Genomic DNA, 14095 nt, shown 5'->3' with positions numbered 1-14095 from the left:
AAACCCAATCATGTTTTCGTTTCGAAACATATTTGTTTGTATTCTAACGGCCTATCTCATCGGATTACCGGTGTTTGGGCAGAACCGCTATGCGTTGTTTATTGGAACTAACTACAAAGGGAACAAGGCAAAAATCCCTGAGTTAAATCTTTGTGAAGCAGACGCAAATTTCTTAAAAGATAAAATCCAAAAAAAAGGAAACTTCAAGGATATCAAAGTCCTGTTAGGTTCTATGGTCACTCGCGACAACGTAAAAAATGCGATTTCCCAATTGGGTAAAGTTGTCGGAAAAGAAGATTCTGTATTTTTATATTTCTCCGGCCACGGAATGTATATGAAAGATGCGAAGGCAAAAAATGGAATGCGTAACTACCTCATTTGTTATGATCGCCCACATATTTCCGATGAAGAACTAAATGAATTTTTAACAGATATCAAATCCCAAAAAACCGTCCTTGTGATGGACTGCTGTTATTCAGGTGGGATTGCTAAAAAAGGAAAAAATACCCGAGGTGCAGCAGAGATTCCAATTGCCCAAGGAAATGACGGGGTGGTGCGTCAAAATGCGGAAGATTATTTTTTCCAAGACAAAGCGGTCATTTCTTCCTCCGATGATGACCAAACTTCCATTGAAGTAGGGGGGACCATCAACCACGGTATTTTTACTTATAACTTTGGAAATGCCTTAGAAAAAGCGGATCTCAATAACGATAGTGTTGTGACGGCTCTCGAAGCCTTCTTTGTGGCAAAAGAAGAAACCGTTAAAATGGCACGTCAGTTCAACCATGAGCAGACTCCCCAAGTTTCCGGGAATGCGGCGGGGATCTTTTTGTCTGGTTCTCCAAAACCACAAAATCCTCCACCAAAACCACCGAATGTTGTGATTAACGTTCCGATCACACCTGTGGAAACAACAACACCGAATAATAACAATACAACTCCCCCACCTGTAGCTCCTGAGCCGGAACCCACTCCTGCCAACGATACTACTGTGGTCATTCCCCCCATCACAGAAGTGGAACCACCGGCACCTCCTTCTATCACAACAGGAAGTATCCTCATTCGTACTTCTATCATCAAAGATAAATCTTATGGGGGAGCGGCCACCAAGTCGCCTTACGACCTTCTCAACAAACAGGGAAAACTAAAATCATCCCCTGCAGAAGACAAAGTCAGATCGATCAAAGTCCTTGTGGATGACCAGGAATATGTATCCCAAGTCACAACTGAGAAATCAAAAATTTGGGGATCCATTTCCAAAAACGGAACCTTAGTTCCGGGTGATATTTATAATGTGAAAATCGATAACCTACCAGCCGGTGTTCACCAAATCGAGATTCGGGCAGATAAATATCCCATTTACAAAACAGCAGCGGCTGTGATTCCGAAACAAACAGTCACAGTAGATGCAATCAATTCCATGGACGGATTTGGTGCCATTCGAGGACGAGTGTTTTACAAAACCTTAGACAACCCGATTGAAAAACACCCGATCTATATGCCGACTGTGGTTTCCACAAACCAAATCTTCAAAGTCACTACAGACAAAGATGGATACTTTTGGTTCACCAACTTAAAACCAGGAAAATATGAAATCCGGGCTAGTTTCATGGAAGAAATGAAATTAGAAAATTCGGAAATCCATGTGAAACCGGGGGAAGTGACCAATGTGGACATCATCCTCAATAAAAAATTGAGTTATACAAAGACCAAATACTAACCAAAAACCTTTCTTCTCCTCTGGGAAAGGTGGAAAAACCCTCTACGGAGGGTTTTTTTATTTTGGGAGAACCGTCTGAATTCCTGTTTCGAACCTGATTATGGGCCCAAAAGATTAAATTTAATCAAGTTTTGATTAAATTTAATCCAAATTTCTCTTTTTTTCCTTTTTTACGGCCTCATTGGGGAAATTCTTGGTAATTTCCGATTGAATTTAATCCCATTCAGAAGATTTTTAGAGTCATAGAATACAAATAGGGAATCGGAAAAAGAGGTTCCCACTCTAGAGAGGATCACATGAAAACAACAAAGATAATCGCAACAGGGATCTTGGCAATGGGACTTGCAACAGCAAACCTACACGCTTTGGATACAAGCGAAAGATTGGAGCTTTTGGAGTCTGCTATGATTGAACAGGCAACCACTCCTGCGCAAAAATCTGCCGTTTCGGAATACCTTGCGAACATCGCAAAAGAAAAAGTAGAGATGGCTCAGGCACTTCGTGACAGAGCAGGATCTACTCGAGGTGGTAAGGCTCTTAGCCAAATGAACGAGAAGAAAGAACTTCTTCGCCGTGCAGAAGCTCTTGAAAAAGACGCCAAAAAATACCAAACTATCTCTATGGATCTCCACGCAGCATCCATGCAGGTAGCACAAAACTAAGCAGCTCAAACTACAGTTTGAGATTCGCGAGAAAGGTCAGGTTCGCCTGGCCTTTTTTTGTACCTTCCTGATAAATGCTTTCCAAACAACCTAACTATGTGACATAATCAATATATGGTTGACACCCCCCAAGAAATCAAAGAAAAACGATTTGGGCGTGTGGTTCCGATTCTTTTAGTCTTTGTGGGCCTTTTGGCTTTGGGACTAATCTATCGTTGGGCAAGACCAGTGAAACCGGTGGAGCGTGTGGAGTGGCAAGGTCTTGTGGCTCTGTCTCCTCCTCTGGTCTTTCAGTTTTTGGGAGTGGATCCAAAAGCTCCAAACATTGGGAATTGGAAGGATTGGGAGAAACAACTTTCGAATCATCCGAGGATTCGTAAGGTAAGAATCACCCGTGATCCCGACGGTTTTTTGATGATCAACATACAGGAGAAAGTCGCCGAATTTGTCATACATGTAGGAAGTTCTCTGTATGAAGTGGATGAAAATCTGGAAATTCTTTCCAGAGACCGAGTATTAGCCGATCATTTAATTGTGATTAGTGGACAGTTCACTGTTGGGGAAAACAAACTAGAAGGCAGACAGATTTTTGATATCACCAAAGAAATGCGACAGGCTCTTTCCTTATACCCAACACTCAAATCAAGAATTTCAGAACTTGTCTCTGAAAGTGATGGAAATTATACCTTGTATTTAAAATCACCTAACTCCATAAAAGTATACTTAGGTGATAAGTTAGAATTAAATATATTTCGTAAATTATATGCGTCCCTCGCATATATGGAATCGGAAGCTGTCAAAGCTGTTTCTATAGATTTACGAGGTGAGGACGCCGTTTACCATTAATATGAGTTATGATGACGCACCAATTATAACAGCTTTGGATTTAGGATCCTCACTTGTAAAAGTTGTCATTGGGCGGCTTCTCGGGGAACATGAAATCGAAATTATTGGTACCGGAGTGTATCCATCTGCTGGTATCAAAAATGGTTCTATCGTCAATATAGAAACTACCACAAAGTCCATCATAGAAGCGTTTGGTGATGCCGAACTTATGGCCGGCCAAGAAGTAAATACGGTTGTAGTGAATGTTTCCGGAAAATCCGTACATGGATTTAATGAAAAAGGAATTATTGCTGTGACTAACCGTGAACGGATTGTATCGGAAACAGATATTATGCGAGTCGTGGAAGCAGCACAAGCAGTTCATGTACCAAACGACCAACAAGTTATCCATGTCTTAACAAAAGAATTCAAAGTAGATGACCAAGTAAACATCAAAGATCCTATTGGGATGACGGGAGTTCGTTTAGAAGCAGAAGTACATATTGTATCTTGCGGAAACACTGCACTCAATAATATTGATCGTTGTGTAGAACAAGCAGGTCTTTTGCAAATGGATCGCGTTTTATCTAGCCTTGCTTCATCAGAAGCCATACTCACATCAGGTGAAAAAGATTTAGGAACCGCTGTTGTTGATATTGGGGCAGGAATCTGCGATATCATCATTTATGTGGATGGAGGAATCGCTTTTTCTTCCGTAGTTCCTTTTGGTGGGTTCCATATCACAAGTGATATTTCTATTGGTTTAAAAACCACGGTGGAAACGGCCGAAGTTATCAAAAAACGTTATGGCCACACAAGAATTGATATGGTAGATCCTACCGAAAAATTCGAAATTCCATCCATTTCAGGAAGACCATCCCGATCTGTTTTTCGTCAGGAACTCGTAGAAATTTTAGAGCCTAGGGTTCGCGAAATTTTAGAAATGATTGATCATGAACTGGTGCGATCAGGATTTAAGTCTAGTTTGGCGGGAGGAGTCATCCTTACCGGTGGTACTTCGTTGTTACAAGGGATTGAAGCTACTGCTGAAGAAGTATTACGCCTGTCAGTGGGTCGTGCCAAACCTGCAGGGCTCAGTGGACTTGTCGATAAAATCTCTTCCCCTGAATATGCAACTGCTGTTGGTCTTATTAAATATAGTTCAAAAATACAAAACTTAGAACAAAGAAACATGCACTCCGGATCTGATTCAGACGGTTGGATGAAGAAGGTTCGTCGTTGGATGGAGAATAATCTCTGAGGATATGTCCATGTTATACCTAGAAGAAGAAAAAACAAGCCCTGCCATTATCAAAGTTGTGGGTGTAGGTGGAGGCGGAATGAATGCCGTCACCCGTATGGTTCATTCCAAAATGACAGGTGTTGACTTTATCGTCATGAACACCGACGAACAAGTATTATTAAAATCTCCTGTAGATGTAAAAATCCAATTAGGTAACAAAGTCACTCGTGGGATGGGTGCTGGTGGAGATCCAGAACTAGGAGAAAAGGCCGCTTTAGAAGACAAAGATCGGATTGTCTCTGCCTTAAAAGGTGCAGATATGGTTTTTGTTACTGCTGGTATGGGTGGGGGAACTGGAACAGGTGCTGCTCCCATTATTGCAGCCATTGCCAAAGAAATGAAATGTTTGGTAGTGGGTGTCGTTACTGTACCTTTTTCCTTTGAAGGGAAACGTAGAGCAGAACTTGCAAAACTTGGTATTGACCAACTCCGTGCAAATGTAGACACACTCATCACCATTCGCAACGACTCTATCTTTCAAGTTGTGGATAAAAATACTCCTGTGGATATGGCGTTTCGAGTAATCGACGATATTCTGTTAAACGGTGTTCGTGGAATTAGTGATATCATCAACCATCCTGGTATCATCAATGTGGATTTTGCTGATGTAAAAACCATTATGAAGGACACTGGGGATGCGATTTTGGGAGTAGGGGAAGGTCGCGGCGAAACCCGGGTGAGTGAAGCTGTGGAACAAGCCATCAACAATACCTTGTTAGAAGATTCCAGCATCCAAGGGGCAAAATCTCTTCTGATCAACGTCACTGGGGGAAATGATCTTACCATTCATGAATGGAATGAAGTTTCTCAAATCATTACGGCCCAAGCAGATCCTGATGCGAATATCATCATTGGACTGAACGAAGACCAGTCTCTATCTGACCAAATCCGAGTCACTGTGATTGCGACTGGATTTAATAAAAAAGGAAAACAATACCAAAGAGAACAAAAGGCTGTAGGTTCAGAAGAATCTGTTTCTCCTATGGTATACATCCGAAAGTCGGAAGAAAAAGATTCTGGATTTGGAAAAGAACAAGATTCGGTTAGAAGCATTCGCCAATCCAATCGCGGATTTTCATCTCAGAAACAATCTTCCCCGTTTCAAAACTACGGAGAAGACTACGACATCCCTGCTTTTTTAAGAAGAAAGAACGACTAAACCAAGTTTTTTAAATTCCTAAACTTGGTTTTTGTTCGTTAGTTTGTATAGGAGCGCACGGAAACAAACAATGGTTTGTCGGCTTCGACAAGTAGTTTTTTAGGTGCTGCCGTGACCACAGAACCAGGAGATTCGACCTTAAAGTCATATTCTCCTGGGGCCAAAAGGATTCGTTTGATTTGGAAGTTTGCGGGGATGGTTCTCCAACAACGTAGGTCCGGAGCAATGGTTTGTGAAACCGCAAGGCCTGCAGCGGCACCCGCAGCCACTCGAATGAGTCCTGAAACTAAATCGTTATTTTTGTTTTTCCCACCAGATTCAATGGCACGGGCCATCGCTTCCGAGGCAATCACTGCTGCCACAACTTTTAAAGCCAAAGAGGATAAGTTCTTGGTAATGAGAGTTTTATAACTTTCATTAAAGTTATTCATGGCTGTTTCAGAATAGTTATTCATGATATCCGAATAACCAACATCTACACCATTGATATAATATTTTTTAGGAAGAGAACCATTCGGATCTCTTTCTTTGTAAATAGGAATAGGATTTTCTGCAATGGAAAGTGCAGCAATAGCTCCCGCGAGAGAAGCACCTGCACCTTTTGCAGTTAAACCAATTTCAACGGCACCTCGTAAAGCAACAGCAAAGTATTCATCTTCCATGAGTTTTCCTCTGGACATTTTGATTGCTGACTTACCTGCTTCGTGGATGATGATTACCTCAGAGAGTTTTTCATTCTCTGGAGATGTTTTTTGCATAGAACGATTGTATGCTTGTAAACTAGATCTACCTGCTGCATACCTTGATTGATCACCGGAATCTCCTTCTCTAACAGCTAACAAATATCTGTCGGCAATTAGGTTTTGGCTTTTTCCAATGATTTGTTCCATATTTTTATATTGAACCCTTGCGTCATTGTAACGGCCCAATTTTTCGGAAACATAGGCATCAATTAGGCGAGCCGCATTGTTTTGTCTATACTCTGGTGCTAAAAAACGCATTTCTTTTAATTCAAAGTCTAATCTTCGAAAATAAATTTTAGCGTTATTCATGTCGCCTTGGAGAAGGTAATTGTTCGCAATATAGAACTTAATCATTACCCTTTCAAAGTCTTCTCCGGTATAATTAGATTCGTTATCAGACAAAATAAACGAAAGTCCAGACCGAGTCATACTGACTTTAATGTTGTCTGCAATGTCTTCTGCTTCTTTGAAAACTTTATTGGAAGTTACGTAATCCCCCTTGGTATGGAAAATCATACCGGCTTCCATTAAAAAAAGTAATTTATCTTTATTGGAAGAACCTTCATAAAGTTCTCTAATTTTGGGAATGGCAGAGTCATAATCTTGTCCATAATACGCGGACTCGGTTGCTTTGATGATTTTGTTATAATCACTGGCACAACCGAGAATGAAAAGAGAAAGAAAGAGAAATGTTTTTTTCATGAAATGACGGTTAGGGGGTTACCAACTAACCCCTTTATTTCCTCGAACAGCTAATTTACGATAGGATACTTTTTCAGACCAAACTGCGATTGTAGTTTCTACTTCTACAAGTTCGATGTTGATGGACTGCTCTACAATTTTTTCTCCGTTGGAAGTGAACATGTTTTCATTAATGTCACAACGAACAAAGAAGTTGGGAGACTTAAGTTTTCCAATGGAAAGTCTGTTGGAAGTGAGTCCGGACAAACTGAACTGAATTTCGTTGAGGGATTGTTCTCTTGTTTTGGTTCGAACTGTATAAATTTTACTTTTGATGAGTTTGGAAACAAAGGCATTGTCAAAAAGTTCTGTTTGGATTTGTTCCGAAGTATCGTTACGGGTAGGGAAGTGAGCAACAAAGACACCTTCTTCGTGTGGGTTCTCTTTGAAGTATTCCCCAATTTGACCTGCAAGTTTGTCTGCAGCTTTTACTAATTCCTGGCTAGTTAGCCCACCTGAGTCGGAAATATAATCATCAGCATTGTCGAGTCGTTTGGGACTGCTACTGCATTGGAATAAGAATCCTACTAAGAGAAAGGAGAAAAGAATTTGTTTCATAACCCCATTTATATGGGGGATACAATTAGGTCTTGTCAATTCCAAAAATCGGCTTTCAGTTCCTCTAATTTTGCATTGCGGTAAGAAGTTTTTTCCTCTTCGGACATTTCTAAAATTTCCCTGGAGTAAATTAGTTCTATTACTTGGCGAAGAAACGTAGGGCTTTCCCAAGATTGGATTTCCCATTTTTCACTTTGATAGAGTTCCTTCTTTTTTTTTAGAAAGATTCGTTTTCTTTCCCTGGAATAACTGTAGGGATTTTTCTGAACATAATCTTCCAGATAGGAGAGGAGGAAAACCGGAGGAGTGGTGGGATGTTTGGGAAAAATGAGATTGCGAATCATAAGAGGAAAAATTTGTTCGGACAAACGATTCACGGCTGTTAGTTTTTCGTAGGAAGTTAGATCCTCACTTTGTTCCAACTCCAAACTTTTTTCCTTCCAATTCATAAAAGCAACGTACAAAGCGTAAAGAACATGGGCTCTTTCGTCGGGATAGGTTTCGAGCAAATACTCGTAGGTTCTATCTCTGTCTCCCTTCCAAAGATAGGATTCTTTTCCCCGAAGTGTTTCTAAAAAATCACGTAAATCTTGTGGGTAACCGGGACCAATGAGAACCTCGGGACGATTTTGTAACCTCTGCCAGTAGACCTCAGATCGGGAGTCATAGGAGGATTGTTTGGGGTCCTCGTTGGTTTTTTTCAGAAAAAGGATATAGACAAGTCCACTCAAAAAGAGGGAAAGTAGAATCAGTATGAAAAGGAAAGTAATGGTTTTCTTTTTGTTAACAGGCATTGTCTTTGGGGCAAGCAGTTGTACAAAAAAATCGAAAAAAGATTCTAATGCGGAACTGTTAGCTTCGATCTTATCGCAAGGGACAGCTATTGATTCGGCTTGTCAAAGGTTTATTTCATCAGAAGCAAATTGTGTGGCAGCTCCAGATTCTAGTGCTGCCGTTTGTTCTGGACTTATTTCTAAAGTTAAGGGAGCGATCCTTCCGCAAGAATTAAATACAGACGCCGTAGCGATTTTATACTTCGATTGTTTTACAAAAATAAACTTAACTTATAATATAACAAAGGGCTGTAACAAGAATTCTTTTAATTCCAATTCGGATTATCGCAAAGTCCAAAGAACAGGGAGTTCTCAAGCTGAAATTACATTCAGAGAAAATGTCAACAAATGTGGGTCTTTAGAAAATGAAGTTCCCCCTGCCGATTCCGGACTCAGTGAAACCAATACCATACTTAGTTCTGACCCGTTTCAATAAATTCATTTAGGAGTGCAATATGTCACTAGTAACTAAAGACCAATTGGTCCAAAAATTAAACCCCATTTATCTTCCTCATGAAATTGAAGAACGTATTCTTCCGTTAGCCGAAGAAATCAATAAACTCAAAAAAGAAAAAAATGCTGTAATTTTAGGTCACAACTATATGACTCCCGATGTGTTTTGGGGAGTGTCCGATATCATTGGGGATTCTTTATATCTTTCGAAAATGGCGAAAGAAACAAAGGCGGCCATGATCCTTTTTAATGGAGTTCATTTTATGGCAGAAACTGCCAAAATTTTATCTCCAGAAAAGAAAGTCCTGATTGCAGATCCCAAAGCAGGTTGTTCGTTAGCAGAGTCCATCACTCGAGATGACGTTAAAGCCCTAAAAGCCAAATACCCAGGGGTTCCTGTTGTAACTTATGTTAACTGTTCTGCGGAAGTAAAAGCAGAAACAGATGTTTGTTGTACTTCTGCAAATGCTTTACAAATTGTAAATGCTGTGGAAGGAGATACCGTCATTTTTTTACCAGATGAATATTTGGCAGGAAATGTAAAAAACCAAACTTCCAAAACCATTATCTCACATCCTGGTCGTTGTATGGTGCATGAAATGTACACACCTGAAGATATCAAGTCCGCCAAGCGGTTGTTCAGTGATGGGCTTACTGTAATCACTCATCCAGAGTGTCATGAAGATGTGGTGAAAGAAGCCGATTTTTCAGGATCTACCTCGCAGATGGTTGATTTTATTAGACAAAGCAAAACAAATAAAATTATGCTTGTGACAGAGTGTTCGATGGGAGATAACCTTCGTGCTGAATTTCCTGAAAAGGAATTTGTATCTACATGTCAAACCTGCCCTCACATGAAAAAAATTACTTTGGAAAAAGTAAGAGATGCACTATTAAAGGAACAATTTGAAATCTTTTTAGATGAAGAAGTGATTCGTCTTGCACAAAAATCAGTCAATCGTATGTTAGAATTGAGTTATAAAAAGTAGGATCTATGTTTAGAATTGGAAACGGAATCGATTTTCATAAATTAATCCATGAACCATTTCGGCCTTTAGTTTTGGCTGGTGTTGAGGTAAAGTCGGAGTTTGCACTTCTTGGTCATAGTGATGCCGACGTAGTTTTACATGCTGTGGCTGATGCAATTCTTGGTGCTTTGGCTCTTGGCGACATCGGAGTTCATTTTCCTGATACAGATCCACAGTATCACAACATGAAATCCACACGGATCATCGATAAATGTTTAGAATTAATTGCCGAGAAAAAATTCAAGTTAGTGAACGTAGATTGTACTTATGTGGGAGATCATCCCAAAATCAATCCGATTCGGGCAGAGCTGAATGCGTCTTTGGCAAGTATCACAAAACTACCATTAGATTGTGTTTCCATTAAAGCAACTACCTCCGAAGGAATGGGTTCCTTGGGACGCAGTGAAGGTGTGATGGTGATGGCTTCGGTTTTACTCGAAAGTATGAAGTAAATTTCTTAAAATAGTTTTTGTTTTCCAGAAGCGATATGGTCTAGGTCAGCATCGCTAAAAAATAGAAAAAGAAGTTTGGAAACTAGATTGGGATTGGTTTCGATTTCCCATTTCCCATGGATGCGAACGCCGTTCTGAATCGTTTCCAACCGGTAGGATTCCTTTAGGATCCGGTAGTGTTTGAAACCTTCTGCCGCAATTTGAAACTCTGGTTGTCCTTGTGTATTGGAGGAGATTGTAGTGCATTTTACCATTTCTCCCATAATTTTGGATTCCCAACTTTCACCTACTACAGGCAATCGAGAAACCTTGGGTTGGAAAGAGTCATAAAGAACTTTTTGTACAAGTTCCTGTTTGTTTGTGACGTCCCATGTCCTTTCTACTTGAGTTCCACTTTGTCGCAAGATTGCCACGGCAAAAACTAAAACAAATACACCAAAAACACGAAGATACCAAATCATATCTCCATAGAAAAATCTATTGCCTAGGGATCGATTGAAATTTATTTTTCTCATACCGAAAGGAAACTTGAGGGAGGGTTTTGCCACTGCACGCAGGAAGAGAAATATCATCGAAACGTGTTTCAGGACTTGTGCAGGTATATCAACGTGAATATCATCTACCAAGACATACCAACCCGTTTCCAGAAATTTTAAATGATACCATCTACAATCGAATTCTAAAAGATCCTAACTATTGGATCTCACAAGAATTAGAAGATAAAATCATTCAAACTGTCTCCCAGTCCCTCGATATATCTGGGATTTTATACCATTTAGGCACAGAAAGTCTCATCACCAATGCTTATGAATTGCTTCCTTTAGATGATTCTAGGATTGATTTGGGGGAGATGATCGAAAGACTCCCTATTTTAATTGGTCGCCTAACGAGGGTAGTTTATTTGACTGTAAAACCAACTTCAAATCAAAAAGTAATATTTGTATTTAAGTACCTACCGGAATACCAAGAAAAATGGTATGACGCTGTCTTTTTTCAAGGTATGTTAAACGGCCTTGCCGTACTTTTTGAACTAAAAACTTTTACGATCCGAATGACCAAAACTAGACTTTTTGGAATCCATGTTTCACACAAAGAGTTAGGAGAAGATATTCTTTTCGGAGCTGAGTCCAATGAATATGAAATGGAATGGGAAGAGGATAGTTTGTTTTTATCTCGTTCTCGTTTGACCAAGGATGATGTGAATCATCGGCATAGAGTTATGGTCACCTCCCGTATGGATTCCCAGTTGGAAGAAATTTCGATTGTGGATGTCAAAGATGTTGTTGGAAAGTCCCGTGAGTTAGCGATTGAAAATCGTGATTTGGAAGCTGCTGTAGAAGTATTAAAATCTTTCAAACAAGAGTTGGAGAAAAAACAACTTTCAATGGCAAAGGACTTAAAACTTGCCAAAAACATCCAGAAAGGTCTTATCCCAGAAATCATTCCGGACTGGAATGGAATCCAATTTTGGACTGCCTTTACTCCTATGCAAGAGGTAAGTGGCGATTATTATGATTATTTTCCATATAATATGGATAAGTTGGGAGTTGCGGTTTGCGATGTTTCAGGGCATGGAGTCCCTGCTGCTTTTATCACCGCCTTATCTAAGTTATTATTTTCCAATTTTAAAAAACCAAAACCTTCAGAAACTTTCAAATTAATCAATCGGGAACTTTTGGATTTGGTGAAACAACAAGGGTATACAACTTGTGTTTATGTTTTGATTCACGATGACTATAAGGTTTTGTATTCTGTTGCAGGCCATCCAAGACCTATTCTTTACCGAGCGAAAACCAAACGAGCTGAGATCTGCGAAGGAGATGGAACATTTCTTGGAATGTTTCCCGATGCCGGTGATACGTTCCGAGACCTTCAGATCCAACTAGAACCTGGTGATAAATTATTTTTATACACGGATGGCCTCACGGAAGCAGAAAATGATAAGGGAAAAGCTTTTGGAGAAGAGAAACTCATTCATATCATTGAATCTTGTGCAGAGAAATCCATTCAGGAAACTGTGGAAACCATTCTAACCAATCACAAAGAATTTACAATGGGCACAGACCCAATGGATGATATCACTTTACTTGGACTTCAACTTTCACCTATGCTTCCCGAATTTAATTTGATTAAGGCCAAGGGTGATGAGGCTTACCATAAAAAACAATTCTCGGAAGCTGTCGATTTTTATGAACAAGCTCACCAGATTTTGCCACGAGAATTAGACACACAACTTTCTTACGGGAAAGCTCTTGCGTATAGTGGAAACTTTGAAAAAGCCATTAGTTTGTTGGAATCATACAATAAATTCAAAACCAATCATTTTAAATCACATTCCGTTCTTGGTTATTGTTACTACCAAGTCGAAATGTATGAAAAAGCAGAAATCGAATGGAAAAAAGCACATTCCATTAATGACTCTAACCTATCTAATTTATATAACCTGGCTCAGTTGTATCGAAAGTTAAATCAAAAGAAAAAAATGAAAGATGTAATTGAAAAAATGAAACGAATTGAAGAAACATATCTTCATATCCTACCACTTGAGAAGAAGTGGGAATCTTTACCTGATGAATAGAGTAAAAATTTTAATCCTTTCTTTTTGTTTTTTTCATTTTACCTTCCCAAAAGACCATAGTTTTCATTCTGAATTCGGATTGGAATGGTGTTACTTTGTTGGTTTTCTGGAGTCTGCTACCGGGAATCAATATGGATATGAATTGTCTTTTTTTCGTTTAAAACTTTCTGATGATTCGGATTGGGAAGCCGAAATTTTTCCTGTTCATTTTGCAATTTCTGATTTTTCAAATAAAAAACACAAAACATCGCAGACCATCAAACGAAGTATAGGTGATCTTTCTGGTTATTCAGATCAATTCATTTATAGTGGAGACTATCATTTAAATATTATTTCCAAAGATAAATTTCATTTAACAGCTGGGTCAAAATCAAAAAATTTGAGTATCGATTTGGACTTAAAAGGCAGCGGAAAGATTTTAGTTCATGGTAAAGATGGTATTTCCATTAAGTCGAACAGAAACCCCAATATCTTTTCGTATTATTATAGTTATCCGAGACTTATCACAACAGGACATTTAGTTCTGAACGGAAAACAGGAAACCATTGTTTCTGGAACTTCTTGGATGGACCACGAATGGAGCGAAAAAAAATCAAAGTCCTTACCTACACTTGCTACAGGCGAAACGGGTTGGGATTGGATTTGTCTTTCGGACAGTCTCGGTGGAGATTATGTTTTTTTTCGGTTTCGAGAATCTAACTCAGCTTTTCCTGAAATTTTTGGAACCTATCGAAATCCTGAAGGAAAAACCACTTACTGGAAAGAACCTGGGCAAATCCAAATGGAACCCATTGGACATTACTGGAAAAGTCCTGTTACAAAAATAGAATACCCACTCCACTGGAAAATCAAGTTTCCTGGTGGGGAATGGAAGGTTTCTCCCATTTTCAATGAACAAGAGTTTGATGGAAGTAAAACCACATCCACAATCTATTGGGAAGGTGGAGTGGAGGCCGAAGATCTAAGTCAAAAAAAATCAGCCAAAGGATATTTAGAATTGAAAGGTTACAAAAAGTCAAAAGACTGGTGGGAGTTTTAAG

Annotated in this window: 14 protein-coding genes; 10 read left to right on the top strand and 4 right to left on the bottom strand. The window is 39.4% G+C overall.

From position 1 onward, the window contains the following. Positions 1-10: 10 nt before the first annotated feature. The 5 genes from EHR07_RS09900 to ftsZ all read left to right on the top strand — a co-directional run bounded on the left by EHR07_RS09900 (position 11) and on the right by ftsZ (position 5669). Positions 11-1720: a caspase family protein gene (locus EHR07_RS09900; protein WP_135744941.1), complete on the top strand. Its 1710-nt coding sequence runs from the start codon at positions 11-13 to the stop codon at positions 1718-1720. Positions 1721-2016: 296 nt separating this feature from the next. After that, complete coding sequence (locus tag EHR07_RS09895; protein ID WP_135744940.1) at positions 2017-2382, top strand: LIC_10421 family protein; 366 nt, start codon at positions 2017-2019, stop codon at positions 2380-2382. A 114-nt stretch (positions 2383-2496) separates the two neighbouring features. Beyond that, complete coding sequence (locus EHR07_RS09890) at positions 2497-3228, top strand: cell division protein FtsQ/DivIB (protein WP_135744939.1); 732 nt, start codon at positions 2497-2499, stop codon at positions 3226-3228. A 1-nt stretch (position 3229) separates the two neighbouring features. Then, positions 3230-4468, top strand: coding sequence for a cell division protein FtsA (gene ftsA, locus EHR07_RS09885; RefSeq protein ID WP_135744938.1), 1239 nt, complete (start codon positions 3230-3232; stop codon positions 4466-4468). A 10-nt stretch (positions 4469-4478) separates the two neighbouring features. Next, positions 4479-5669, top strand: a complete 1191-nt coding sequence (ftsZ, locus tag EHR07_RS09880) for a cell division protein FtsZ (RefSeq protein WP_135744937.1) — start codon at positions 4479-4481, stop codon at positions 5667-5669. A gap of 38 nt (positions 5670-5707) precedes the next feature. On the opposite strand, the gene EHR07_RS09875 is transcribed toward ftsZ, so the two are convergent. The 3 genes from EHR07_RS09875 to EHR07_RS09865 are packed head-to-tail and all read right to left on the bottom strand — an operon-like array spanning position 5708 to position 8505. Then, the gene (locus EHR07_RS09875) at positions 5708-7114 is read right to left on the bottom strand and encodes a COG3014 family protein (RefSeq protein ID WP_135744936.1); all 1407 of its coding nucleotides are present in this window, start codon (positions 7112-7114) and stop codon (positions 5708-5710) included. An 18-nt stretch (positions 7115-7132) separates the two neighbouring features. Beyond that, positions 7133-7711 carry a penicillin-binding protein activator LpoB gene (locus tag EHR07_RS09870; protein WP_100741693.1) on the bottom strand — a complete coding sequence of 193 codons (579 nt, stop codon included), beginning with the start codon at positions 7709-7711 and terminating at the stop codon, positions 7133-7135. Positions 7712-7746: 35 nt separating this feature from the next. Beyond that, positions 7747-8505 (bottom strand): hypothetical protein, encoded by a 759-nt coding sequence (locus EHR07_RS09865; protein WP_135744935.1) that lies wholly within the window; start codon positions 8503-8505, stop codon positions 7747-7749. Between EHR07_RS09865 and EHR07_RS09860 the strand changes: the two genes are divergently transcribed. Genes EHR07_RS09860 through ispF form a run of 3 tightly spaced genes read left to right on the top strand, consistent with a single transcriptional unit; the run spans position 8480 to position 10477 of the window. Further along, positions 8480-8980, top strand: a complete 501-nt coding sequence (locus EHR07_RS09860) for a hypothetical protein (protein ID WP_208739833.1) — start codon at positions 8480-8482, stop codon at positions 8978-8980. The two genes, EHR07_RS09865 and EHR07_RS09860, sit on opposite strands and share 26 nt — an antisense overlap. Before the next feature lie 19 nt (positions 8981-8999). Then, positions 9000-9986, top strand: coding sequence for a quinolinate synthase NadA (gene nadA, locus EHR07_RS09855; RefSeq protein ID WP_135744933.1), 987 nt, complete (start codon positions 9000-9002; stop codon positions 9984-9986). 5 nt (positions 9987-9991) lie between these two features. Then, positions 9992-10477, top strand: a complete 486-nt coding sequence (gene ispF / locus EHR07_RS09850) for a 2-C-methyl-D-erythritol 2,4-cyclodiphosphate synthase (RefSeq protein ID WP_135744932.1) — start codon at positions 9992-9994, stop codon at positions 10475-10477. Positions 10478-10482: 5 nt separating this feature from the next. On the opposite strand, the gene EHR07_RS09845 is transcribed toward ispF, so the two are convergent. Next, positions 10483-10938, bottom strand: coding sequence for a hypothetical protein (locus EHR07_RS09845; RefSeq protein WP_135744931.1), 456 nt, complete (start codon positions 10936-10938; stop codon positions 10483-10485). A gap of 131 nt (positions 10939-11069) precedes the next feature. Between EHR07_RS09845 and EHR07_RS09840 the strand changes: the two genes are divergently transcribed. Continuing rightward, the gene (locus tag EHR07_RS09840) at positions 11070-13055 is read left to right on the top strand and encodes a SpoIIE family protein phosphatase (protein ID WP_135746244.1); all 1986 of its coding nucleotides are present in this window, start codon (positions 11070-11072) and stop codon (positions 13053-13055) included. Then, a complete protein-coding gene (locus EHR07_RS09835) occupies positions 13048-14094 on the top strand; it encodes a carotenoid 1,2-hydratase (protein WP_135744930.1) in 1047 nt (348 codons plus the stop codon). Before EHR07_RS09840 ends, EHR07_RS09835 begins: the two co-directional genes overlap by 8 nt. Position 14095 lies beyond the last annotated feature (1 nt).

The sequence above is a fragment of the Leptospira bandrabouensis genome (assembly GCF_004770905.1).
GTDB classification, from domain to species: domain Bacteria; phylum Spirochaetota; class Leptospiria; order Leptospirales; family Leptospiraceae; genus Leptospira_A; species Leptospira_A bandrabouensis.
This window is presented reverse-complemented; position numbering and strand designations above follow the sequence as displayed.

Coding starts and splice junctions, on each gene's coding strand:
- EHR07_RS09900 (WP_135744941.1), top strand. CDS start 11: ATGTTTTCGTTTCGAAACATATTTGTTTGTATTCTAACGGCCTATCTC.
- EHR07_RS09895 (WP_135744940.1), top strand. CDS start 2,017: ATGAAAACAACAAAGATAATCGCAACAGGGATCTTGGCAATGGGACTT.
- EHR07_RS09890 (WP_135744939.1), top strand. CDS start 2,497: ATGGTTGACACCCCCCAAGAAATCAAAGAAAAACGATTTGGGCGTGTG.
- ftsA (WP_135744938.1), top strand. CDS start 3,230: ATGAGTTATGATGACGCACCAATTATAACAGCTTTGGATTTAGGATCC.
- ftsZ (WP_135744937.1), top strand. CDS start 4,479: ATGTTATACCTAGAAGAAGAAAAAACAAGCCCTGCCATTATCAAAGTT.
- EHR07_RS09875 (WP_135744936.1), bottom strand. CDS start 7,114: ATGAAAAAAACATTTCTCTTTCTTTCTCTTTTCATTCTCGGTTGTGCC.
- EHR07_RS09870 (WP_100741693.1), bottom strand. CDS start 7,711: ATGAAACAAATTCTTTTCTCCTTTCTCTTAGTAGGATTCTTATTCCAA.
- EHR07_RS09860 (WP_208739833.1), top strand. CDS start 8,480: ATGGTTTTCTTTTTGTTAACAGGCATTGTCTTTGGGGCAAGCAGTTGT.
- EHR07_RS09865 (WP_135744935.1), bottom strand. CDS start 8,505: ATGCCTGTTAACAAAAAGAAAACCATTACTTTCCTTTTCATACTGATT.
- nadA (WP_135744933.1), top strand. CDS start 9,000: ATGTCACTAGTAACTAAAGACCAATTGGTCCAAAAATTAAACCCCATT.
- ispF (WP_135744932.1), top strand. CDS start 9,992: ATGTTTAGAATTGGAAACGGAATCGATTTTCATAAATTAATCCATGAA.
- EHR07_RS09845 (WP_135744931.1), bottom strand. CDS start 10,938: ATGATTTGGTATCTTCGTGTTTTTGGTGTATTTGTTTTAGTTTTTGCC.
- EHR07_RS09835 (WP_135744930.1), top strand. CDS start 13,048: ATGAATAGAGTAAAAATTTTAATCCTTTCTTTTTGTTTTTTTCATTTT.